Genomic DNA, 20,970 nt, shown 5'->3' with positions numbered 1-20,970 from the left:
TCAGTCGTAATTAGCGTTACGGTGACCGCAACGGACTCCTCGACCGGGAGAGACCACCGGTCGCCACCCCGTTCACCGAAAACGGTAACACCCGACAGGTACTGTTGATGGCAATGCCGCTTCTCATCGACATCAGGAAACTCACCCTCATCACGCGACTGATCCAGGACGGGGCCGAGCAGGTGGCGGACTCGCTGGCCACCCTCGCGGGGGTCGACGCCGCCGTCGAGATCAAGAGCCTCTCGTTCGTCCAGCCGGACGACATCGCGACCGAGATGGGCGGGGGCACCATCTACAGCGCTCGCGTCAGGCTGACCGAGCCGCCATACGGCGTGTTCTTGATGACCTTCGAGACGGAGACGGCCGCGGAGATCGCGGGGCTGATGACCGGCACAAGCGTCGAGTCGGAGTTCACACAGCTCCACGAGTCTGCGCTGCAAGAGATGTGCAACATCCTCACCTCGGGGTTCATCGACGGCATCGCCAACACGCTCGACGCGACCATCGACATGGGCACCCCGACCGTCGTCGAGGACGACGCCGCCGAGATCGCCGATACCGCGCTCTCGCACGTCCGCCGGGACTCGCTGACCATCGTGCTCGACTCGCTCGTCGACATCAAGGAGAGCGACGTGGCCTTCTCGCTGCGCATCTTCCTCGTCCCCGACCCCGGCTCCTTCGTCCACCTCATCGACCAGCTCGACTACGATGTGGACCGCGAGACCCAGATCGCCGCGGACACGGACGCCGTGAAAGAGCTCGACATGTCCGCCGACGTGGACGCGTTCGACTCGCTCGACACCACGGAGTGAGGCGGCACGAACCCACGATGTTGAAATGGCTCGCGTCCAACGACCGCGTATGAGTGTGGTATCCGCCGCGGTGTTCGGGGTGCACCTGATCTTCGCGGCGCTGTGGTCGGGAACCGTGCTGTTTACGACGTACGCCGTGTTGCCGACGGCGCTGAACGGCGACGCCTCACCGGGGCCGCTCGCGGCTATCACCCGGAAGCTCAAGCTCGTCTCGCGGGCGAGCGCCCTCCTGCTCCTCCTCACCGGCGGCCACCTCGCCGCGACCTACTACACAGCGGAGACGCTGACGGGGTCCGGGCCCGGTCACCTCGTCATCACGATGCTCGTGCTGTGGTTCGTCCTCGCCGGACTGGTCGAAGTCGCCGCGTCGAAGCTCTCCGACGGCTTCGAGGAGCAGAAACTTCGCGAGCCCGCCCGCGAGGCCCGGCCGTTCCTGCTCGGCGCGTCCCTCGTCGCGATTCTCCTCCTGCTCGACGCCGGCGCGCTCCTGGGCCTGTACTGACTCGCCCCCGGCGGTCGATTCTCTGAGACGGTGTGTTCGAGCGAGCGACCGCGTTTCAATAGTGTACTAGTGTCGTACTAAGAACACAATTGCGGAAATAGTAGTCAGATATGAAATATAAACCGCCTTTCAACAGTGGCCGGTCTCGGTAGCCGTGCCAGAACGCAAATCCACCCCGACAGAGGGCAGTGAGCGCACGATTACTCGGCGATCAGTGGTACTCGGTGCCGGAGCGGCGTTCGGACTCAGTCTTGGCGGCGGGTCCGTCGTTTCGGGACTGGGCGAGGCGACAGATACCGGCGCGAACGCGATCAGCGACCCGGATATCGAGTTCTTCGACGTAGACGAGTCGTATCTGACGATGGGACACGTCACGTTCCGCGGCGGGAACACCCTCGACCTCGTCGTCGGTCTCGGGAGCGGGGCCTGCACGCGGGACGCGGACCCCGAGGACCTGTTCTACACGATCGCTGACCGGGGCCCGAACTTCAACTGTAGCGACGCCCCCTCCGTGGCCGACAGGAGCGTCGAGTCGCTCTGTGCGGGAAACAGCGGCGATAAGATATTCACGAATCCTGGGTACACGCCGTCGATATACACCGTCCGGCTCGATTCCGGCGCTCCGTCGAACACGGCAGTCGTCACCGAGACACTCCCGCTGCGGGATAGCGACGGAAACGATATCACCGCCATCAGCAATCCGCTGGAAGTGACGACGACGGAAGGCGCGTACTCCATCAACGGGACCGAGATTCCGTACGATCCCAACGGCATGGACATCGAGGGCGTCGTCCGTCTGGCCGACGGAAGCTTCTGGATCGCCGAGGAGTATGCACCGAGCATCGCCGAGGTCAGCCCGGACGGCCGAATCGTCGCTCGACACGTTCCCGAGGGCGTCCACGAGGACCTCGCCGACGCGACCTATCCGATTACGCCGAATCTCCCGGCGGTGTGGCGGCGACGGAAACTGAACCGGGGCATCGAGTCGCTGGGCGTCACTCCCGACGAGAGCCAACTCGTGTTCGCCATCCAGTCTCCGCTCGCGAACCCCGACGTCGAAACCTCCGAGTCGTCTCGCAACATCCGCGTTGGGACCTTCGATCCCGCGGCCGGAGAGATGGGCGAGCAGTACCTCTACCGACTGGATCGGCCCGACAGTTTCGAGCGGGACAACGCGGACGGCACGCCGGACCAGAGCGACGTCAAGATCAGCGAACTGCGCGTGCTGGACGCGGAGCACCTCCTCGTGCTCGAACGGATCAGCGCGACGACGAAACTCTATCTCGTCTCGATGGCCGACACGGAGCCGATTCCGCGGACCTACGACGAACGAGACCGCGATGAGACGCTGGAAGGGCTCTCTGCAGATGGACTGCAGGACGTCGACAGTTTCGAGAAAACGCTCGTGTTCTCGACGGACGACTACGACGGCTTTCCTTCGAAGATCGAAGGCGTCGCGATGCCGACGCCGACCACGTTGATCCTGATAAACGACAACGACTTCGGCTACGCCGGTGCGGAGACGAAGATCGCCCGGGTCAAGTTCCAGGACCCGATCGTCTGAGCGAACGGTGCGGATTGCTCCCGTCGCGTGACGGACGCTGTGAGTGACGGTAGCAATTGTGTCAGCAGGTACATGGCCCCGCCGGGGTAACACGAGTCCATGTGGCCGTGGGGACACCTCGGCGCCGCCTACCTCGCGTATTTCACGTACACTCGCATCGACGCGAGCGACCGACAGACCGTCCTGACGCTGCTCGCGCTGGCGGTCGGCTCGCAGTTCCCCGACCTCGTCGACAAGCCGCTCGCCTGGACGGTCAGTGTCCTCCCTTCCGGACGGTCGCTCGCCCATTCGCTGGTGACGCTGGTCCTGCTCGTGGCGGTCCTCTACCGCGTCGCCGCCTGGTACCAGCGCACCGACCTCGTGCGGGCGTTCGGCGTCGGCGCATTCGCCCACACCCTGACGGACGTGAGCCCGTCGGCGCTCGCGGCGGTGCTCGGCGGCGACCTGTCGCAGTTGAAGTGGTTCCGCTTCCTCGTCTGGCCGTTTCGACCGCCGCCGCCGTACAGCGGCGACACCTCGTTCGCCGCCCAGTTCGCGGCCTTCCAGTTCGAGCCGTACGTGCAGTTTCAGTTCGCGCTGTTCGGTCTGGCCGCCCTCGTCTGGCTCGCCGACGGCGCGCCGGGAGTCCGGGCGGTGACCGAAGCCGGCCGGGAGCTGCTCGCCGAGCGCACCTGATCAGAGCCGCTCTCGAACGTGGTCGGCGCACTTCAGGGCGAGCGCGGCGATGGTCAGCGTCGGGTTCATCGATCCCGCGGTGACGAACACCGACGAGGACGCGATGGCGAGATTCGACACGTCGTGGGTCCGTAGCTGCGGGTTCACGACGCTCTCGTCGGGGTCGGTCCCCATCCGCGTCGTCCCCATGTGGTGGTACGCCGGCCCGGTGTTCTCCGGCCCGACCGTCCAGGACACGTCGACGCCGAGTTCGTCCAGGACCGCGTGCTGAATCTCGTTCGTCCGGGCGAGCGACCGCTCCGCTCGCTCGCCCCACGACCACCGGATGTCCGGCACGGGATTGCCGTGGTCGTCCGTCGTCGACGGGTCGAGCGTCACGCGGTTCTCCTTGCGCGGCGGCTGGCCGACCAGCCCACCCATCGCGATGCTGTTGCCGTAGGCCTCCCGGAGGCTCGACAGGAGAGTGTCGCCCCACTCCTCCCCGCCGAGCGCGAGTTCGACCGGCGACGGGCCGGCGTAGTTCAGGAACTCCAGTTTGATCGGCGACAGCGCCGCGTCCGTCCGTTCGAGGACAGTCTCGTCGCCGCGCTCGATTGCCTGCCCGGGGTCGTCGTAGAACTGGTGACACTCGCTGGTGATGAAGCCGACGTGGTTCTGGCGCGTCCGCCGGTCGAGCATCCCGCCGGCCCCGGCGAACAGGTGCTCCATGAAGTAGTGGCCGACCAGCCCCGATCCGTTCGCCAGGCCGTCGCGGTGGCGCTTGGACCGCGACAGCAACAGGAGTCGCGGCGTCTCGACGCCGCCCGCCGCGACGACGAACTCGCGCGCGGTCTGCCGGTGCTCCCGTCCGTCCGGCGTCGCGTAGACCGCCGCCTCGACGCGGCCGTCCCGGTCGGTTTCGAGGCGCTGGACCGGCGCGCGGTCGACGACGCGCGCCCCCTCGGCCTCGGCGTCTTCGATGTGAACGCTCGCGTCGTATTTCGCGCCGGAGGGACACACCGGCTGGCAGGTCCCGTAGCCGACGCACGGCCCGCGCCCGTCGTAGGCCTCGGAGTTCCGCGCGTTCGGCACCGAGTGCGTCGCGATGCCCAGGCGCTCGCAGGCCTCGGCGAACAGCGAGTCGCTGTAGGAGGGCGGGAAGCCCGGCAGCGGATAGGGGCCGTCCCGCGGCGGCGCGAAGGGATTGTCCGCGTCGCCGGCGACTCCGAGCGCCCGCTCGGCGTCGGCGTAGTACGGCCGCAGGTCGTCGTAGCCGATGGGCCACGCCGGATCGTCGTTGTCGTGTCCGCCCTCGAAGTCCGTCGGGTGGAGCCGCATCACCATCCCCTGCCAGTGCAGCGTCGACCCGCCGACGCCTTTCACTCTGGCGACGTTCAGCGGGTAGTACCGATCCCCGCTCGCGGTGAACTCGTCGCGTTCGCCGCCCATCTCCCAGACCGAGCCCTCGTCGCCGGGTCGAATCGCCCGCTCCATGCGCGCCTCTCGCTCGTCGAACTCGAACCGCGGGCCGGCCTCTAGCACGAGCACGTCGTAGCCGTCGCTGGCGAGTCGGCTGGCGACCAGCGCCCCCGCCGGCCCGGCCCCCACGACGCACACGTCCGCTCGCTCGGACGGCTTCCGGTCCATCTCGCCGTCGGTTAGGCAAGCCTAAACTTATACGTTGGCATCGAGAATCCGTCTGTCGGTCGTGTGAACGGACGAACGAAGCAGTTTGAAGAGAATTCGGGAGGCAAACGCAACGCGTTCGGGAGGGACGCCACGCCCGCATGTGTGTTTCGAACGAATGTGAGAACCCACGAAGCGGGCGTGGCGGGATTCGAACCACGGTCGGACGTGCTCACTCCGTTGCGCGCGACCTCCCTGATTAGAATCCTGCCATGCCGGTTCGCTCCCTTCGGTCGCTGCACGGGCGTGGCGGGATTCGAACCCGCGATCTAGGGGTTAGGAACCCCTCGCCCTGGTCCACTAGGCCACACGCCCTACCGAGTCGTCGACGGACCGGCGAAAAATCCTTTCGTTCTCACTGGTGGAGCAACGAAAACGGAGAAGTGGTCGCGATGGGGAGTTACGTCTCGGATTCGGTCGTTCGCTCGGTGGCGTCCGTCGTCTGCTCCGTGGCGTCCGTCGTGCCCTCGGCACCCTCTGCGCCCTTGCCCTCGCGCATCTCTTCGAGTTCCTGCTCGACTTCTTCTCGACCCTTCTGGAACTCGCCCATGGCTTCCCCGGTCGACCGCGCTAGCTTTGGAATCTTGTTCGCGCCGAACAGCAGGACGGCGATGAGGAGGATGACCATCATCTCCGTCGTCCCGGGCATCCCCGGGAACAGTACTCCGAATATCCCTGACATTGTATCCCGATTTTACGTGGTTGCTATTATAACCTTTTTGCCTCTCTCAGGACTGCGGTAATCCCGCCACAGCCGAGTCGAACGCCGCGAACACGGGAGGCCGCGTGGGTTGAACACACACGAGGTCTCGCTGTCGACGGAGGCGGCCGATCGCTGTGGGCTGGGATGGCAGGTGGGCCCGAGCGCACCCGGAGCACACCCGGGCGCGCTCGGTGCGTCTGTGGCTCGAAAGAGTTGAAACGCCTCGCCGGGTGGGGCGGCGAGGCAGTGATGGGGTGGGGTGGGGTGGGGGTGACGTGCGGCTGACCAACACTGGCGTTCGGTGGCTGGCACTGCACGTCGACAGACGATCCGAGACCGCAGGCCGTGCCGATAGCTGAGACGAGTCGACCAGCACGGTGCTCTGGTCGCTTCTCGGGGCTGCCGTACGGGTTCGAACCCGCATCGACGACTACGGGACACCGCACAATGGTTATTGGTCTGTTAAATCGATCGACGAACCGATCTATTCCATCGGTCCGTATCCGAGGAGCGCGGATCGACCACCACGGGCGGGCGGCGGGACCGGGAGTATAACTACCTGGGTCGTCTCAGACAGAGGTGATGACGGCCGACAGCCACACGATGGAAGTCGCGGGGGGAGAGTCAGTGACGGTGCGGCCGATCAAGCCCGTCGGAGAGGACGTGGTTCGGGTCGATGTCGAGGCCGATGGCCTGTGGCGACTGGACATCACCCGTGACGGCGAGATCGACGACGTGGTCGTGACTCGCGACGCCGAAGGGAACCTCGCGGACCGCGACCTCCCCGAGTGGATCGACGAGGTCACCGCGAAGTTCGCCCAGTTCTGATCCCGACTCGGAAGGGATTTGAACGGGCCGGGGAAACGGGGTCGTGTATGCTTTCAGTTGGCGACACCGCACCCGACTTCTCCGCACCGGTCGCGAACGGCGACATCGACGAACTGACGCTCTCGGACGAACTCGACGACGCGCCCATCGCTCTCGCGTTCTTCCCCGGCGCGTTCACGAGCGTCTGCAGCCACGAGATGAACACGTTCGAAGACCGACTGGACGAGATCGACGAGGCCGGGGCCACGCTGTACGGCGTCAGCATCGACACGCCGTTCTCCCAGAACGCCTTCCGCGACGAGCTTGATCTATCGTTCGACCTGCTCAGCGACAACGAGCGCGAGCTCATCGAAGACTACGGCGTCTCCATGGACTTCGAGGAACTGGGCGTCCCGAACGTCGCGAAGCGCGCCGTCTTCGTCGTCGACGAGAATCAGGAGATCACGTACGCGTGGGTCAGCGACGACCCCGGCGTCGAACCCGACTACGACGAAGTCATCGACGCGCTGAACTGAGTCCCGTACGCGGCGAGGATTTTTCGCACTGGGCCGTTTGTCTGTCTGTATGAGCGCTGACAGAGCAGACAACGCCGGCCGAATTTACGATCCCAGTGCGGACCACTCGTTCCCGGACGAGCGCGTCAACGCGGTTCTCGACCTCGTAAACGACGACGAGGAGATTCAGGCGTACCTGAACGCCCAGAACGTCAACCCCGTCACGCGCAAGCAGTACAACGACCACGGCGCGAAGCACATCGACATCGTCCGCAACCGCGCGCTGTGTCTGTACGACTTGCTCAAACAGGGCGGCGTCGAGTTCAACGGAGCCGCGGACCACGACCTCGAAGAAGCCGACGAGGCCGTCATCATCGCGCTCGCCGCGACCCTCCACGACATCGGTCACGTCGTCCACCGTGACTCGCACCCGTACTACTCCATCCCGCTGGCCGCCGATATCCTCGATCGTATCCTCGAAGAGTTCTACGACGTGCGCGAGACGGTCCAGATGAAGGGTGAAGTGCTGCACGCGATCCTCTGTCACCACACCGAGGAGGACCCGCTGACGCTCGAAGCCGGTGTCGTCCGCGTCGCCGATGCGCTCGACATGGAGCGCGGCCGCTCGCGGATCCCCTACAAGCGCGGCGGCCGCGGCATCAACACGGTGTCCAGTCAGGCCATCGAGACGGTGTCGCTGACCACCGGCGACGACTACCCGGTGCTCGTCGAGATAACGATGAACAACGCCGCCGGCGTCTACCAGGTCGACAATCTCCTGAAGGCCAAGCTCACCGATTCCGGCCTGGAAAAACAGGTCCGAATCGTCGCGCTGAACAGCCGGGAGGACGGCGACCGGATCGTCGAGCGGATCGAACTCTGAGACGGCCATCCTCCCCTATTCGAGCGCGGACGTCACCCCCCGGAGATCAGGGTTGTCGGCCCGAGTGAACGCCCCCGACACAACGGTTTTGTAGTGCGATTCCATACCTTTGCGTATGAGTCTCACTCCCATGGACGAGCCACGGGGTGCTCGGAGAGACGTGTCCGAGGGCGACGGGTCGCCCCCGTCTCTCCTCGACCGGGCGAGACAGCGAGTGCGCTCGGTCGCCGAGTCCCTCTCCATCGGCCGTCGGTGTCTCGACTGGTTCGATACGCGCGGCCAGGACAAGCCCCAGTCCCAGATCCACACCGATGGATTCGCCGACGACGTCGTCGCGCCGCCTGAGTGTCCGACGATCGACGGACTGCCCGAGCGGTCGCGACCGTTTACCTATCCGACGCGGAATCACGCCGAGAGTAACCCGGTCGATCTCGTTTCGGTCGAAGCTGGCGATCGTCTGACCATGACACATCCCGACAACCCTGACGCGAAGATCACGTCGGACGTCTGGAGGAGGGTCGAAGAATGACTGACCGTTCGCCGTGTTCTCCTGGTCGAGTGCCCGTAATCAGTCGATAACGCCGGATTAAGCCGCCACGACGTCCGGCGTTCTTCAGGTCGGATCGGCCGGCAATCTTAGAGGTCGTACTGCACGATGTCGCCGGAGTCACAGACCGGACAGGTGGCCGCGTTCGACTCGACGGTGGTCCCGCAGCGACGACACTCACGGTGTGACTGCTGTCGAGACGTGACGGCCTGTCTCAGTCGTTCGATCATACACCAAGCCAAGCGACCAGATGGTATATACCCACGCAATCCGCGCCGAAAGTGAAAACCGACAGACTGCAACGGGTTCGGCGATGGTGCGTCAGACGCTCGTCAGACACATCGTCTGGCCATTCAGGGCGGTGTAGAACTGGCCGGTCGGCCGGGTCGATGCAACTGGTCGATCTCGCGACGAAGTCATTCGGGCCGCGTCCGTCGGCCGCGGTCCCGCTCACCCGACGCGTAGAGGAGCGCGAGAAACAGGCCGCTCGCCAGGAACCACGCGGCGACGAGCCACAGCAGTACCGTCGATCCCCCGTCGACCACCATACAGAGGCCTCTCCCCGATAGTATTTAATTATTACCTATATATTGAAATTGGATAGAACGTCTGACGACCGTTTCTCGGCCGCGCAGGCCGCCGCTATCGAACGACGCCCGTACACCGCGCGGAGAGACGATCGAAGCGACTCTCTGGGTTCAGTCGCTCCGGTTCGGGGCCCCGCCGAGACGCGCGAGTTCCGTTCTGAGCGCGTCACGCTTCAGCAGGCCGAATCCGACGAGGATGCAGGCGAAGCCGACGCCGGTTGCGACCGTCGGCGTCTCGCCGAGCACGAGGAGTCCGGTCGCGGCGGCGACGACCGGCGCGGCGTAGGAGACGAGGTTGATCTCGATGGGGCCGAGCCGTTCGAGCAGGTCGAAGTAGATCAGGAAGCCGAGCGCGCTCGCGACGACCACGAGGTACGACAGGGCCAGCAGCGCCTCGCCAGTCCAGCGAACGTCGGCGACCGACTCGGACATGGCGGCGCTGAGGCCGTGCATGAGGACCGCGCCGAGGAGCATCGACCATGCCTCCATCGTCTCGATGGCGAGGTCGTCGTCGAAGCGTCTGGTGAGGACGCTCCCGAGCGCGAAACACGCGGCGGCGAGGAACACCAGCGACAGCGACACGGTCCGCGGGTCGAGGAGGTTTCCGGGGTCGGGTTCGCTCAGGGCGACGACACCGAGGAAGCCGACGAGGAGGCCGACGATACCGAGCGTCGTGAGCCGCTCGTCGGGGAGGAACGCCCGCGCGAATCCCGTCGTCAGGATGGGTGAGAGACTGACGACGATTGCTGCAGCGGCGCTCGTGGTCCCCTGCTCGCCGACGAACAGCAGGGCGTGGTAGGCCGCGATCATGAGGGTGCCGCCGATACCGACGACCGCCCAGTCGGCCCGGGTTCGGGGCCGCCACTGGTCGGTCACGACCGCGGCGTAGCCGAGCATCAGAATACCGGCGAGGTCGTAGCGGAACGCCGCGAACAGGACCGGCGGGAAGTACGCCAGGCCGGCCTTGATCGCGGTGAATGCGCTCCCCCAGGCGACGGCGAGCGCCACGAACAGGATGGCGTTTCGGAATCGCATCCGCGTCAGTTGGCGTCTCCGTCGTCCGCGTCTCCGTCGTCCGCGTCGCTATCGTAGGTCTCCGCGAGCGCGTCGAGCGCCTCGTGGTGTTCGGTGGTGTGGGGCGCGGTCAGCGGCGAGACGCTCACCTTCCCGTCGACGACGGCGCGGCGGTCGGTCCCCTCGGGGTCCGGGATGTCGCCCTCGGCCATGTGCTCCCAGATGCGGTCGTGCAGGGTCACGGCGTCGCCGTTCTTGACGGCGTCCATCTCGTAGAGTCGCGACGGCCGCGTGATCTCGATGGGGGCGCGGCCCCACTCCGCGACGGGAGCGTTGATGTTCAGATAGTCACACTGCTCGAAGACGCCCGCTTCGAGGGCGTGGTCGGCGAGGTATCGCGTCGCCCGGGCGGCCTCGGCGTAGCTGTCGCCGTTGGCCTCGATGTCGGAGAACGCGGCGTCCTCGCGGACGGGGATGTACATCGAGACGGCCATCGCCGGCACGTCGAAGAACGTCGCCTCGACCGCGGCGCTGACGGTCCCGGACCGCCCGAGGACGTACGCGCCGAGGTTCGCACCGCGGTTACAGCCCGCGACGACGAGGTCGGCGTCGGTGACCAGCGCCTCCAGTCCAGCGACGACGCAGTCCGACGGCGTCCCTTCGACGGCGTAGCCCAGGTCGTACTCGCGGACGGTCACCTCGTGGGAGATGGCCCGGCCGACCGCGCTCTGGTCGTTCGCCGGCGCGACCGCAGTCACGTCGCCGATCTCCGAGAGCGCGTCGTACAGCGCCCTGAAGCCGACGCTCTCGATCCCGTCGTCGTTCGTCAGCAAGATGGTCGGCTGGTCCATACCCTCCGTCAGACCGTCGGCGAGAAAAGGCCACCGCTGGGGGCGCGGGACTGCCGCGTTCGGCGCGACGGGACGCTACCGCGCCCGGTCGACGACCGTTTCGGCGTCGACGACGACGTTGTACGCCGCCTCGTCGTCGTTCCAGAGGACGAGCGCGTTCTCGAAGGCGAGCAGGTCGCCGTAGTCGGCCCGTCGGAGGTCCTCGTTCAGCACCGACGCCTCCGTAACGACGGCGAAGTGGTCGACCGCCTGGCTCCCGTCGCCCAGCAGGAACAGCGGGTTCGCGCCATCGCGCTCGGAGAGGTCGTGGCTGAGCTTGATCGCGAGGAGGTTCACCCGGTCGGTGACGTACTGCTCGGCGTCGGCCATCGGCGCGTGGGTCCCGCGGTCCGGCGTCACGTCGAACTTCTCGCGGCCGTCCCGGCGGAGGACGCTGTAGGCGTACTGCACGTCGGTGTTGACGAACTCGCCCGTGCCGCCGCCGGCGTCGTCGAGGCGCTTTTGCATCGACGGGACCGCGATGTCGGCCTTGCGGTCGAACGACCACGACTCGCTCTCGGGTGACTGGTGGGGCCACAGTCGCACCGTCGGCGCGTACACCGTCGCCGGCCCGTCGTCGGCCAGGTCGCGCTCCACCTCGCGGAGCCCGATGGCCGTGTTGCGGTCGGCCGGGGCGAGCGCCAGCAGCGTGCCGTCCTCGGCCAGCGCGTCGAGGTAGCGCCGCGCCACCGCGCTCGGGTCGTCGAGTTCGCTGAGGACGTTCCCGAAGACGACGAGGTCGAACGCCTCGGCGTCGTCGCCGTCGCCGCGGTTCGTCGCGTCGAGCGCGCTCTCGGGGTCGAAGTCCTCCGCCAGTTCCCTGTGGACCTCCCAGCGGACGTTCCCGTCGGCGTCGTCGAGCATCGCCTCCAGCACGTCCGCGGCGGCGCTCGGCTCGACGGCGTGGTAGTCGAGTAGCGCGTCGTCGGGAAGCAGGTCGAGCAAGGCGAGCGCGGGGCCGCCGACGCCCGCACCCACGTCCAGCACGCGAAGCTGAGATGGGAGCAGGCCGTCGGCCGCCAGGTCGGCGAGGACGTACGACGCCACCGCGTAGTAGTCCGGGAGGTGGTAGACGGCGTAACCCAGCGCGGTCAGTTCGTCGTACTCGACGCTGTCCCCGCGGAGGTAGCGCTCCTTGATGTCACGGATGCGTTCGCGGAGGCGGTCACCGCTGTCGCCGCCCGCCCACTCGAGACCGCCCCACTCCGTGAGCAGGTCGAGGACGCGCTGTTCGTGGTCGTCCGGGAACCGATCGACGCCGTCGAACGAGACGGCGAGCCGGCCGTCCGGCGCGGGGACGAACGTGCCGTCGTCGCGCTCGACGAGTCCGAGGTCGAACGCCTCCTCGCGGAGCACCTGCCGGACGACCGCCGGGTGGGGCTCGCCCTCGACGTACTCGTGGATCTCCTCGGGGTCGAGCGGCCGGACGTTCCGGAGGTACTGGGCGTTCTCTCGGATCTGGCGGCGCGTGTCCTGGTTCATGAGAGCTGGTCGTAGATGTCGGCGAAGGCGTCTGCGTCGGCGTCGGCGAGGCGCCGCGCGGCCGCGGCCACGTCGTCCGCGCCGTCGAAGGTCCGCTGGATGTCGGCGTACACCCGCGCGTCGCCGCCGGTGACCTGCTCGACGAGGTCGAACAGGCCCGCGGAGATCGGTGTCTGGAAGCGGTCGGGGACGTCGTCGGCGGCCATCGCGAACGCGAGGACCGCCGCGTGAGCGCTCGCCTGCACGGTCTCCATCGCCGCGTCGTGTTCCGCGGCCGTCGTCTCGAAGCAGTCGTTGCCCGCGGCGGCGATCGCATCGACGACGGCGTCGGCCTCGGGCCCTGGCGCGTCGGTGACGGCGGCGACGTTTCCGGGGGCGTTCTCGGGGGCGAACAGCGGGTGGAGGCTGAGTCGCTGTCGATCCGGCGCGGCCTCGCGCATCGCGTCGAGCGGGCCGGCCATGCTCCCGGTCACGTCCGTAATCGCGCCCGTCGCGAGCGGAGCGAACTCGGCGATGGCCGTCTCGGCGACGGGCATCGGGACGGCGATACAGACCACGTCGAACCGCTCCGCGGCGTCCCGCTCGACCGCACGACCGCCGACCGCCGTGGCTGCGGCTTCCGCGGCGGCCGCATCGACGTCGCTGAAGGCGACAGACGCGTCGGCGTGTTCCCGGACGGTGCGCGCGAACCAGCGGCCCATCGCGCCGGCACCGACGACGAGGACGTTCATCGGCCCAGCGTAGCCCGGCCCGTCTCAAAAGCCGTTCGATCACGCCATCACCGCCGGTCACCGCACCTGACGAAATCAGCGTAGACGAGCGTCGAACGCCCGGGGAACGGCGGATTCCCCCTCCTAAACGCTTATCCGTCGGCCCTGAGAGAACAATGACATGAAGCGCGTTCGATTCCGTGACACCGCGGGCAACGTCCGCGGCGGGCGCTGGACCGTCGAAGACGGCGAGCCGGTCGTCACCGCCGCCGCCGGGCCGTACGGTCGCATCGCGTTCGGGGACGAGTCCTACGACCCCGACGAGGTGGACATCCTCCCGCCATGTGAGCCGACGAAAGTCGTCTGTATCGGGCGCAACTACGCGGACCACGCCGACGAGATGGGATCGGACGTACCCGACCGACCGATGCTCTTTCTCAAAGCGCCCAACGCCGTCGCCTCCCACGGCAAACGCCTGACACTGCCCTCCGGCAAGGAGCGCATCGACTACGAGGCCGAACTGGGCGTCGTCATCGGCGAGCAGTGCAAGAACGTCACCGAGAAGAATGCGATGGACGTGGTGGCGGGCTACACCTGCGTCAACGACATCTCGAACCGCGACGACCAGGAGCGAGAGCAGAACTGGGTCCGCGGGAAGGCCTTCGACAACGCCTGCCCCATCGGCCCGCTCGTGGCGACGCCGGAACACGTCCCCGAGGACGCCAGCATCGAACTCCGCCTGAACGGCGAGACGAAGCAGTCCTCCTCGCGGGATCACCTCATCTTCTCGGTCCCCGAACTCATCGCTGAGATCACGTCCTACATGACCCTCGAACCCGGCGACGTCATCGCGACCGGGACGCCCGAAGGCGTCGGACCGATGGAAGACGGCGACGAGGTCGAAGTGGAGATCGAGGGGATCGGCACGCTCAAACACAGCGTCAAGATCCCCTGAGCGGGACGCGGCGGCGCGTCGCAGAATCGGTGCGGTGACTTCGAGAGTGGGGGTAGGGAGCAAAAGAAACGGTTGAGCTGGAGCCGTCGGGCCGCTGACCGGGGTCGCCTACTCGACGACGACCGCCCCCCGCATACCGAGGGCCTCGTGCGGTGCACAGTAGTAGCGGTAGGTCCCCGTCTCCTCGAACGTGTACTCGTAGGTGCTGTCGGCCTCCGTGAGCAGTTCCGAGTCGAGGGGGCCGTCGTCCTTCGAGACGACATTGTGCCCACCGGCGTTACCGGTCCACTCCCAGCGGACGGTCGTGCCGGTCGAGACCTTCAGCGCGGGCGGGGCGAACGCGAACGCTCCCCCGTTGCCCTCCGCCCCGACGGTAACCGTGGCGGTGTCGGCGTCGGTGCGATCGGCGACGGTGCCGTCGAAGTTCCCCGCCCCGACGAGCCACTCGTCGACTTTCGGGTAGCCGGACGACGGCGGTTCCTTCACGATGACCGCGCCCTTCATCCCCTCGTCGCGGTGAGGTTCGGAGACGTAGCGGTACTCGCCGGTCTCCTCGAAGATGTAGTGATAGCCCGTCCCGCGCTGGGCGTTCGTCCGGCCGCTGTCGAAGGTCCCGTCCAGGGCGACGACGTTCTGCTGGCCGCCGTGGCCGGTCCAGTCCCACCTGACGTTCGTCATCGGCGGGACCTCGATGACCGGCGGGTCGAACGCCAGTCCGTCGTCCGTCGGCTCGCCGACCATGACCGTCGGCCGGGCGCGGGGACCGAAGCGTTGCGGTTCGCCGCCGTCGTAGCCGTTCGCGTCGGCGAGCCAGTCGTCGAGCGATTCGGGCGTCGGTTCCGGCGTGTCCGTGGGCGTCGGCGTGTCCGTGTCAGTCGCCGTCCCATTGGGACTCCCGGATCTGCTCGAATCGCCGGACGAGACGCAACCGGCGGTCACGGCGAGGGTCGACAGGGCGGTGCTCGCGAGGAACCGTCTGCGGGTGGAGGACCGAGGCATTGCACGTCGACCATTGGCAGGCCACGCTCGAAAAGGGAGTGTCCGCTTTCCAGAATCTGGAAATAAACAGCTTCCCTTTAGGATACGGTGTTTTATGGTTCAGACGTGGTCCGTGCCCTCGGCACACCGCGGTCATCGAGTCCGGTTCGTCCCCCGCCCGCCGGATTCACGTACCCGCGCTACGAGGTCGGACCCGCACAGCCCTGAACGATTCCGGAGGTCTCCCGTGCACGAAGACGACGCGACAGAGACGCAGGCGCTGTTCGAGGCTCTCGCAGACCCTGACTGCCGCGACATCCTCAGGGCGCTCGACGAGCCGCTGCCGGCCAAAGAAGTGGCGTCGGTCTGTGAGCTTCCCCAGACGAGTACCTACCGGAAGCTCGAACAGCTGAGCGACGCGGGCCTCGTGGCCGAGCAGACCGACGTGCGGACCGACGGCCACCACGCCACCGCCTACGTCCGGGACTGCGGCGGCGTGTTCGTCGATCTCGGCGACGACGGCTCCGTGGAGGTAGACGTGTTGCCCGACGACGAAACGCCGAGCGACCGGCTCGCCCTGCTGTGGTCCCGGGTCAGTGATGAACTATGAACGGAGCCATCCCACTCGTCGTGATCGCTTTCAAGACAGTTACGGTGCTTCTCGGCGGCCTCATCACGTACTTCGCCGTTCGGGCGGCGCGGAAGACACGCTCGACCGGACTGACCTATCTCGCGGTCGGGTTCGCGACCGTCACGGCCGGATCGATGCTCGCCGGCGTCGCCGACCAGCTGTTCCAGTTGGAGACGGCGTCGGCGCTCGTCTTCGAGAACGCGCTGACGACGGCGGGCTTCGCGATAATCGCCTACTCGCTGTACGTCACGAGCGGGTCGTCGTTCGGGTCGCGCTGAACGCCTTCGGCGACTATTCGACCACGACAGCGGCTTTCATGCCGAGGCTCTCGTGTGGGACGCAGTAGTAGCGGTACGTCCCGGCCTCATCGAAGGTGTACTCGTAGGTGGTCCCGGCCTCGGTGACGGCCGACCCGGAGTCGAGCGGGCCGTCGCCCTGCGAGACGACGTTGTGCGCGCCGCCGTCGCCGGTCCACTCCCAGACGACGGTCGTCCCAGTCGAGACCTTGACCGCCGGCGGCCCGAATGCAAACGCGCCACCGTTGCCGTCGGCCCCGACAGCGACGGATACCTCGTCCTGGCCGGTCATGACGACGGTCGAGCCGTCGTAGTTCGACGACGCGCCGACGTACTCCGACACCTCCTGGCTCGACTCGGCGGTCTCGCCGCCACCGCCGTCGCCGCTGCCGCCGTCGCTACCGTCGCCCGAGCCGCCATCACCACCTCCGCCGCCCGAACCGCCGTCGCCGCCGCTACAGCCGGCCAGCAGGCCGACACCTGTGAGTATCGCGGTCCCGCGGACGAACGTGCGCCTGTCGAGGTCCGATGTCATGCAGGCCGACTAGTCGTCGTAGACTGAAAAGACAGTCGTTTCTGTCGGCCTGCGGAGAACAATAACGGTCCGTTCAGCGGTGCTGTGGCCGGTATTCGCGGTGCTTCACACGCGAGTAACTGTGTCGGACGTGGCAGATCTCCACCGTACCGACACAGTTCGGCGGGGGAGTCATGGCGAGTGCGTCCGTCGTGGTACACAATGAGCGTGATCGTTCGGCCGTGACGGTGTGGCTCCGCGGGGACCACCTCGTCCGCCGGTGCGGCCCCGTCGCCGACCGACCGGACGAACCGGTCCTCATGATCGAGGCCGCGTCGTTCGCCCGCAAACTGCCGTATCACCCACACAAGCTCGTCCTGCTGTTCAGCGCGATGCGTCACTTCCGGGACGACCTCCGGGACGCGGGTCGGACCGTCCACTACCGGCAGGCGGAGGACTTCGCGATCGGGCTGCAAACGCACCTCGAGGCACACCCCGACGACACGCTCGTGACGCCGCGACCGCAGACCGAGCGCGCCCGGGAGCGCCTCGCCTCCATCGTGACCGACGCCGGCGGGACCGTCGAGTTCGTCCCCGACGCGCGATTTCTCTGCTCGCCCGAGCGGTTCGACGAGTGGGCGGGCGACGGCGACACGTACCGCCACGAGGACTTCTATCGGTTCATGCGCCGCGAGACGGGCACCCTGCTGGAGGACGGGGAACCGGTCGGCGGCGAGTGGAACTACGACGACCGCAACCGCGAGACGCCGCCAGCGGACTGGGTGCCGGCCGAGCCGCCGGCGTTCGAACCCGACGACGTGACCGAGTCGGTCGTCGAGTGGGTCGCGGACGCGTTCGACGGCGGCTACGCGGAGCCGCCCTACGGCGGCGACTGGGCCGACCCGGAGCCGTTCCGCTGGCCGGTGACGCGGCGGCAGGCCGTCCGGGCCCTCGACCACTTCGTGACCCACCGACTGGCCGAGTTCGGCCCCTATCAGGACGCGATGCGCGACGGCGAGTGGGCGATGAGCCATAGCCTGCTCTCGACCTCGCTGAACCTCGGGCTGCTCGGGCCGGCGGAGGTCATCGAACGCGCGGTCGACGCCTACGAAGCGGGCGACGCGCCGCTACACAGCGTCGAGGGGTTCGTCCGACAGGTGCTCGGCTGGCGGGAGTTCGTCCGGCACGTCTACCGCCGGGAGATGCCCGACCTGGCGACGGCGAACCAGCAGGGCGCGACCGAGCCCCTGCCGGCGTTCTATTGGGACGGCGACACCGACATGGCGTGTCTCGCCGACGCGGTCGACGGCGTCCGAAGGCGGGGCTACGCCCACCACATCGAGCGACTGATGCTCCTCTCGAACTTCGGGCTGCTGTACGGCGTCGAGCCGTCGCGGCTCAACCGGTGGTTCCACGCCGCCTACGTCGACGCCTTCCACTGGGTGACGACGCCGAACGTCGTCGAGATGGGGCTGTACGGGGCGGGCGCGTTCGCGACCAAACCCTACGCGGCCTCGGCGAACTACGTCGACAGGATGAGCGACTACTGTTCTGGCTGCCCCTACTACAAGACGAAGACCATCGGCGAGGGCGCGTGTCCGTTCAACGCGCTGTACTGGGACTTTCTCGACCGCAACGAGGACGAACTCCGCTCGAACCACCGGATGGGGCTGGTGTACGGACACCTCGACGACAAGGGCGACGACGAGCGCGAGGCCATCCGCGACCGGGCGACCGAGATCCGCGACCTGGCCGAGACCGGCGACCTCTGAGGCCTGCGTTCAGTCGGCTTTCAGCGGTCACTCGTCGCCGTCGCCCGCCTCGCTCGCCCGCCGCTGTCGCATTTCGTGGCGCGTGAACTTCGGGGTCGACAGCGCCGGGCCACGCCGGCGGCGGAACGACCACGCGAGCGTGCCGAGTACCGCCGCAGTTCCGCCCAGCACGACCGCAGCCGGCCGAATCCCGGCATTCGCGTAGAGGTACGCGCTCAGCGGGACTCCGCCGCTGGCGACGAGACCGAGCAGGAGGCGGCGGGCGAGCAGTCCCGCCAGCCCGTCGCTGTCTTCGAGGAGTGCCCGTAGGAGAAGGTCCTCGCGCTCGGCCCTGTCGAGGGCCGCCTCGACCGCGGGCGCGGTCCGCACGAGCGAGCGGGCCGTCCCCGTCACCGCCTCCTCGACCTCGGACCTGACCGCGCCCTCGACGTCCACCGCGTCCCGCTCTCTGACGTACTCCGAGACGATCTCGATGAAGTCGAAGTCGGGGTCGAGCGTCCGGCAGACCCCCTCCAGCACCGTCGTGACGCGCACGACCAGCGCGAGGTCCTGCGGGAGGCGCATCGGGAACTCGTACAACTGGGCCTCGAACTGCCCGACCAGTTGGTCGACGCGGTACTCGCTGATGTCCTCGCCGCGGAACTGCTCGATGACGATCTCGAACGCCTCGCGCATCACCTCCCGGTCGGCCGTCGGATCGAGCGCGCCCATCTCGACGAAGGCGTCCATCACGCGGTCCACGTCGTCGGTCGCCAGCCCGACGTAGAACTCGAGCAGGCGGTCGCGGGTCCGCGGCCCGAGGCGGCCGGTCATCCCGAAGTCGTAGAACACGAGCGTGCCGTCGGGCTGGACCGCGAGGTTCCCCGGGTGCGGATCGGCGTGGAAGAGCCCGTCCTCGACGATCATCTGGATGTAGGCCTCTTCGAGGCGGCGGACGAGCGCCTGCCGGTCGATCCCGAGTTCGTCCAGGCGGTCCACGTCGTCGATCTTCGCGCCCTCGACGTAGGTCATCGTCAGGACGCGGTCGGTCGAGTGGCTCGCGACCACGTCCGGGACCGCCACGTCGTCGGCGTCGGCGAAGTTCGCGCCGATCTCGTCGAGCATCCGCGCCTCGTGGCCGTAGTCCATCTCCTGGCGGACGGTGGTCGCGAACTCCTCGGTGAGGTTCTCCAGCGTGAACGCCTGCCCCGGATCCGCACCGGCCGTGAGCAGCGGCGTCAGCGCCGAGAGGACCTGCAGGTCCGACTCGACACGCGTCCTGATGCCGGGCCGGAGCACCTTGACGGCGACCCGGCGGCCGTCGAGTTCGGCCTCGTACACCTGCCCGAGCGACGCCCCGGAGATCGCCGCGGTGTCGAACGAGTCGAACAGGGTGTCCACCTCGCCGCCCAGTTCCCGCTCGACGACCGGTTCGATGTCGGCCCAGGGGGCCGGCGGGACGTTGTCCTGCAACTCGGCGAGCACGTCGACGTACTCCCGCGGGAGCGCGTCGGGGCGCGTCGACAGCATCTGGCCCAGTTTGATGAACGCCGGGCCGAGGTCGACGAAGGTGTCCTTCAGGTACCGCGCCCGGCGCGTCCGCGTCTCGCTGGAGACGGCGCGCGACCGGCCGACGACGAGAAAGCGGTGGCGGTCGCGGACCCACTCCCAGACAAGCGGAACGAACTGCCAGGCGACGACCAGCGCCCGCCAGAGGGCTCGGAGCGTGACCCGGACTCCGCCGGGTGGCGACGCTTCCCCGCCGGCCGCCGCGCCCGCGACGCGCTCGTCTCCCGTCACTGTCCGTGCGTCGGGCCCGCCGGCGTATGAGTCTGCTGGAGACGGACGGGCGACCGGGTTCTTGGCACCGGCGCGCGCGGCGCTGCGCCGGCGTCAGGCCCCCTCTTTCAGCGTCTCGTACTGGTCGACGAACCGCTCGGCGCAGGAGCCACAGCAGAAGTAGTACCGGTCGTCGTCGAGGCGGCGCTGCTCGCCCTCCTCGTCGACGCTGTTGCCGCACTCCGCGCAGTCCGGCGCGAACTCGGCCGCCGCGAGGCCGCTCGTCCACTCGCTGTCGGCGAGCAGTCGCACGTCGTAGCTGTCCACGTCGTCCATCGAGACGTGTTCGGCGAGCAGGCCGCCGGCATCGGACTTCGGGACGGTGGCCTCGACGGTTACCCGACCGTCAGCAGTCCGGTAGACGCGCTCGACGGTGTCGGCGTCGGCGATTGCCTCGGCGATTGCGGCGTCCCGGCCCGGCCGCGCGTCGATTTCGACCAGGACCGGGACGCCGGCCCGCAGCATCGACCGGTCGATGTCGACGGTGAACCCGCGGAGCAGGCCCATCTCCTGGAGGCGGTCGACCCGGTCAGAGACGGCCGGTGCTGAGAGGTCCACGCGCTCGGCGATGTCGCTGTAGGGACGCCTGGCGTCTTCGAGCAAGAGCGTGAGGATCTGGTGATCGATGTCGTCGAGCCCGAGCATAGCCT

At 67.7% G+C, this 20,970-nt stretch carries 24 protein-coding genes and 1 tRNA gene; 12 read left to right on the top strand and 13 right to left on the bottom strand.

Annotated features, from left to right (window positions below):
- The first annotated feature begins 113 nt into the window (after nt 1-113).
- The 4 genes from ACOZ4I_RS06405 (at nt 114) to ACOZ4I_RS06390 (ending at nt 3,553) form a co-directional block, all read left to right on the top strand.
- Entirely contained in the window at nt 114-812 is a 699-nt protein-coding gene (locus ACOZ4I_RS06405) for a chemotaxis protein CheC (RefSeq protein WP_424004146.1), read from the top strand.
- A gap of 49 nt (nt 813-861) precedes the next feature.
- Nucleotides 862-1,314: a transporter gene (locus ACOZ4I_RS06400; protein WP_424004144.1), complete on the top strand. Its 453-nt coding sequence runs from the start codon at nt 862-864 to the stop codon at nt 1,312-1,314.
- A gap of 214 nt (nt 1,315-1,528) precedes the next feature.
- Complete coding sequence (locus tag ACOZ4I_RS06395) at nt 1,529-2,878, top strand: esterase-like activity of phytase family protein (protein ID WP_424004142.1); 1,350 nt, start codon at nt 1,529-1,531, stop codon at nt 2,876-2,878.
- A gap of 99 nt (nt 2,879-2,977) precedes the next feature.
- The gene (locus ACOZ4I_RS06390) at nt 2,978-3,553 is read left to right on the top strand and encodes a metal-dependent hydrolase (RefSeq protein WP_424004140.1); all 576 of its coding nucleotides are present in this window, start codon (nt 2,978-2,980) and stop codon (nt 3,551-3,553) included.
- Here ACOZ4I_RS06390 and ACOZ4I_RS06385 read toward each other — a convergent pair whose 3' ends face one another.
- From ACOZ4I_RS06385 to ACOZ4I_RS06375, 3 genes are all read right to left on the bottom strand, one after another.
- The gene (locus ACOZ4I_RS06385) at nt 3,554-5,179 is read right to left on the bottom strand and encodes a GMC family oxidoreductase (protein ID WP_424004138.1); all 1,626 of its coding nucleotides are present in this window, start codon (nt 5,177-5,179) and stop codon (nt 3,554-3,556) included. It lies immediately after the preceding gene.
- Nucleotides 5,180-5,459: 280 nt separating this feature from the next.
- Nucleotides 5,460-5,533: transfer RNA gene (locus ACOZ4I_RS06380), tRNA-Arg, on the bottom strand.
- A gap of 85 nt (nt 5,534-5,618) precedes the next feature.
- On the bottom strand, nt 5,619-5,867 hold the full coding sequence (locus ACOZ4I_RS06375) for a twin-arginine translocase TatA/TatE family subunit (protein WP_424004787.1): 249 nt from the start codon (nt 5,865-5,867) through the stop codon (nt 5,619-5,621).
- Nucleotides 5,868-6,503: 636 nt separating this feature from the next.
- On the opposite strand from ACOZ4I_RS06375, the gene ACOZ4I_RS06370 reads away from it, so the two are divergent.
- The 4 genes from ACOZ4I_RS06370 (at nt 6,504) to ACOZ4I_RS06355 (ending at nt 8,655) form a co-directional block, all read left to right on the top strand.
- Nucleotides 6,504-6,749: a hypothetical protein gene (locus tag ACOZ4I_RS06370; RefSeq protein WP_424004136.1), complete on the top strand. Its 246-nt coding sequence runs from the start codon at nt 6,504-6,506 to the stop codon at nt 6,747-6,749.
- 47 nt (nt 6,750-6,796) lie between these two features.
- Entirely contained in the window at nt 6,797-7,264 is a 468-nt protein-coding gene (locus tag ACOZ4I_RS06365; protein WP_424004134.1) for a redoxin domain-containing protein, read from the top strand.
- Between the two features lie 49 nt (nt 7,265-7,313).
- Nucleotides 7,314-8,126, top strand: a complete 813-nt coding sequence (locus tag ACOZ4I_RS06360) for an HD domain-containing protein (RefSeq protein ID WP_424004132.1) — start codon at nt 7,314-7,316, stop codon at nt 8,124-8,126.
- 115 nt (nt 8,127-8,241) lie between these two features.
- Nucleotides 8,242-8,655, top strand: a complete 414-nt coding sequence (locus ACOZ4I_RS06355; RefSeq protein ID WP_424004130.1) for a hypothetical protein — start codon at nt 8,242-8,244, stop codon at nt 8,653-8,655.
- 107 nt (nt 8,656-8,762) lie between these two features.
- On the opposite strand, the gene ACOZ4I_RS06350 is transcribed toward ACOZ4I_RS06355, so the two are convergent.
- The 6 genes from ACOZ4I_RS06350 to ACOZ4I_RS06325 all read right to left on the bottom strand — a co-directional run bounded on the left by ACOZ4I_RS06350 (nt 8,763) and on the right by ACOZ4I_RS06325 (nt 13,377).
- Nucleotides 8,763-8,903: a hypothetical protein gene (locus tag ACOZ4I_RS06350; protein ID WP_424004128.1), complete on the bottom strand. Its 141-nt coding sequence runs from the start codon at nt 8,901-8,903 to the stop codon at nt 8,763-8,765.
- 186 nt (nt 8,904-9,089) lie between these two features.
- Nucleotides 9,090-9,221: a hypothetical protein gene (locus ACOZ4I_RS06345; protein ID WP_424004126.1), complete on the bottom strand. Its 132-nt coding sequence runs from the start codon at nt 9,219-9,221 to the stop codon at nt 9,090-9,092.
- A gap of 150 nt (nt 9,222-9,371) precedes the next feature.
- Complete coding sequence (locus tag ACOZ4I_RS06340) at nt 9,372-10,295, bottom strand: DMT family transporter (protein WP_424004124.1); 924 nt, start codon at nt 10,293-10,295, stop codon at nt 9,372-9,374.
- A gap of 5 nt (nt 10,296-10,300) precedes the next feature.
- Nucleotides 10,301-11,125 (bottom strand): 5'/3'-nucleotidase SurE, encoded by an 825-nt coding sequence (surE, locus tag ACOZ4I_RS06335; protein ID WP_424004122.1) that lies wholly within the window; start codon nt 11,123-11,125, stop codon nt 10,301-10,303.
- Between the two features lie 75 nt (nt 11,126-11,200).
- Entirely contained in the window at nt 11,201-12,646 is a 1,446-nt protein-coding gene (locus ACOZ4I_RS06330) for a small ribosomal subunit Rsm22 family protein (protein WP_424004120.1), read from the bottom strand.
- Nucleotides 12,643-13,377, bottom strand: a complete 735-nt coding sequence (locus tag ACOZ4I_RS06325) for a prephenate dehydrogenase/arogenate dehydrogenase family protein (protein ID WP_424004118.1) — start codon at nt 13,375-13,377, stop codon at nt 12,643-12,645. Before ACOZ4I_RS06325 ends, ACOZ4I_RS06330 begins: the two co-directional genes overlap by 4 nt.
- A 160-nt stretch (nt 13,378-13,537) precedes the next feature.
- Between ACOZ4I_RS06325 and ACOZ4I_RS06320 the strand changes: the two genes are divergently transcribed.
- The gene (locus tag ACOZ4I_RS06320) at nt 13,538-14,311 is read left to right on the top strand and encodes a fumarylacetoacetate hydrolase family protein (RefSeq protein ID WP_424004116.1); all 774 of its coding nucleotides are present in this window, start codon (nt 13,538-13,540) and stop codon (nt 14,309-14,311) included.
- A 108-nt stretch (nt 14,312-14,419) separates the two neighbouring features.
- Here the strand turns inward: ACOZ4I_RS06320 and ACOZ4I_RS06315 are convergent, their stop codons facing one another.
- Nucleotides 14,420-15,310, bottom strand: coding sequence for a halocyanin domain-containing protein (locus tag ACOZ4I_RS06315; RefSeq protein WP_424004114.1), 891 nt, complete (start codon nt 15,308-15,310; stop codon nt 14,420-14,422).
- Between the two features lie 226 nt (nt 15,311-15,536).
- Here ACOZ4I_RS06315 and ACOZ4I_RS06310 point away from each other — a divergent pair, with 226 nt between their 5' ends.
- Together ACOZ4I_RS06310 and ACOZ4I_RS06305 are read left to right on the top strand one after the other, a co-directional pair.
- A complete protein-coding gene (locus ACOZ4I_RS06310) occupies nt 15,537-15,899 on the top strand; it encodes a winged helix-turn-helix domain-containing protein (RefSeq protein WP_424004112.1) in 363 nt (120 codons plus the stop codon).
- The gene (locus ACOZ4I_RS06305) at nt 15,896-16,198 is read left to right on the top strand and encodes a DUF7521 family protein (protein WP_424004110.1); all 303 of its coding nucleotides are present in this window, start codon (nt 15,896-15,898) and stop codon (nt 16,196-16,198) included. Before ACOZ4I_RS06310 ends, ACOZ4I_RS06305 begins: the two co-directional genes overlap by 4 nt.
- 13 nt (nt 16,199-16,211) lie before the next feature.
- Here the strand turns inward: ACOZ4I_RS06305 and ACOZ4I_RS06300 are convergent, their stop codons facing one another.
- Nucleotides 16,212-16,751, bottom strand: coding sequence for a halocyanin domain-containing protein (locus tag ACOZ4I_RS06300; RefSeq protein WP_424004109.1), 540 nt, complete (start codon nt 16,749-16,751; stop codon nt 16,212-16,214).
- Nucleotides 16,752-16,972: 221 nt separating this feature from the next.
- Here ACOZ4I_RS06300 and ACOZ4I_RS06295 point away from each other — a divergent pair, with 221 nt between their 5' ends.
- Entirely contained in the window at nt 16,973-18,502 is a 1,530-nt protein-coding gene (locus tag ACOZ4I_RS06295; RefSeq protein WP_424004786.1) for a cryptochrome/photolyase family protein, read from the top strand.
- Nucleotides 18,503-18,529: 27 nt separating this feature from the next.
- On the opposite strand, the gene ACOZ4I_RS06290 is transcribed toward ACOZ4I_RS06295, so the two are convergent.
- Both ACOZ4I_RS06290 and ACOZ4I_RS06285 read right to left on the bottom strand, forming a co-directional pair.
- Nucleotides 18,530-20,281 carry an ABC1 kinase family protein gene (locus ACOZ4I_RS06290; RefSeq protein WP_424004107.1) on the bottom strand — a complete coding sequence of 584 codons (1,752 nt, stop codon included), beginning with the start codon at nt 20,279-20,281 and terminating at the stop codon, nt 18,530-18,532.
- A gap of 93 nt (nt 20,282-20,374) precedes the next feature.
- On the bottom strand, nt 20,375-20,965 hold the full coding sequence (locus ACOZ4I_RS06285; RefSeq protein WP_424004105.1) for an AsnC family transcriptional regulator: 591 nt from the start codon (nt 20,963-20,965) through the stop codon (nt 20,375-20,377).
- Nucleotides 20,966-20,970: the final 5 nt, after the last annotated feature.

Origin of the sequence: Haloarcula salina (assembly GCF_049603855.1) — an archaeon.
Taxonomy (GTDB): domain Archaea; phylum Halobacteriota; class Halobacteria; order Halobacteriales; family Haloarculaceae; genus Haloarcula; species Haloarcula salina_A.
This window is presented reverse-complemented; position numbering and strand designations above follow the sequence as displayed.

Coding starts and splice junctions, on each gene's coding strand:
- ACOZ4I_RS06405 (WP_424004146.1), top strand. CDS start 114: ATGCCGCTTCTCATCGACATCAGGAAACTCACCCTCATCACGCGACTG.
- ACOZ4I_RS06400 (WP_424004144.1), top strand. CDS start 862: ATGAGTGTGGTATCCGCCGCGGTGTTCGGGGTGCACCTGATCTTCGCG.
- ACOZ4I_RS06390 (WP_424004140.1), top strand. CDS start 2,978: ATGTGGCCGTGGGGACACCTCGGCGCCGCCTACCTCGCGTATTTCACG.
- ACOZ4I_RS06385 (WP_424004138.1), bottom strand. CDS start 5,179: ATGGACCGGAAGCCGTCCGAGCGAGCGGACGTGTGCGTCGTGGGGGCC.
- ACOZ4I_RS06375 (WP_424004787.1), bottom strand. CDS start 5,867: ATGCCCGGGACGACGGAGATGATGGTCATCCTCCTCATCGCCGTCCTG.
- ACOZ4I_RS06370 (WP_424004136.1), top strand. CDS start 6,504: ATGACGGCCGACAGCCACACGATGGAAGTCGCGGGGGGAGAGTCAGTG.
- ACOZ4I_RS06365 (WP_424004134.1), top strand. CDS start 6,797: ATGCTTTCAGTTGGCGACACCGCACCCGACTTCTCCGCACCGGTCGCG.
- ACOZ4I_RS06360 (WP_424004132.1), top strand. CDS start 7,314: ATGAGCGCTGACAGAGCAGACAACGCCGGCCGAATTTACGATCCCAGT.
- ACOZ4I_RS06355 (WP_424004130.1), top strand. CDS start 8,242: ATGAGTCTCACTCCCATGGACGAGCCACGGGGTGCTCGGAGAGACGTG.
- ACOZ4I_RS06350 (WP_424004128.1), bottom strand. CDS start 8,903: ATGATCGAACGACTGAGACAGGCCGTCACGTCTCGACAGCAGTCACAC.
- ACOZ4I_RS06345 (WP_424004126.1), bottom strand. CDS start 9,221: ATGGTGGTCGACGGGGGATCGACGGTACTGCTGTGGCTCGTCGCCGCG.
- ACOZ4I_RS06340 (WP_424004124.1), bottom strand. CDS start 10,295: ATGCGATTCCGAAACGCCATCCTGTTCGTGGCGCTCGCCGTCGCCTGG.
- surE (WP_424004122.1), bottom strand. CDS start 11,125: ATGGACCAGCCGACCATCTTGCTGACGAACGACGACGGGATCGAGAGC.
- ACOZ4I_RS06330 (WP_424004120.1), bottom strand. CDS start 12,646: ATGAACCAGGACACGCGCCGCCAGATCCGAGAGAACGCCCAGTACCTC.
- ACOZ4I_RS06325 (WP_424004118.1), bottom strand. CDS start 13,377: ATGAACGTCCTCGTCGTCGGTGCCGGCGCGATGGGCCGCTGGTTCGCG.
- ACOZ4I_RS06320 (WP_424004116.1), top strand. CDS start 13,538: ATGAAGCGCGTTCGATTCCGTGACACCGCGGGCAACGTCCGCGGCGGG.
- ACOZ4I_RS06315 (WP_424004114.1), bottom strand. CDS start 15,310: ATGCCTCGGTCCTCCACCCGCAGACGGTTCCTCGCGAGCACCGCCCTG.
- ACOZ4I_RS06305 (WP_424004110.1), top strand. CDS start 15,896: ATGAACGGAGCCATCCCACTCGTCGTGATCGCTTTCAAGACAGTTACG.
- ACOZ4I_RS06300 (WP_424004109.1), bottom strand. CDS start 16,751: ATGACATCGGACCTCGACAGGCGCACGTTCGTCCGCGGGACCGCGATA.
- ACOZ4I_RS06285 (WP_424004105.1), bottom strand. CDS start 20,965: ATGCTCGGGCTCGACGACATCGATCACCAGATCCTCACGCTCTTGCTC.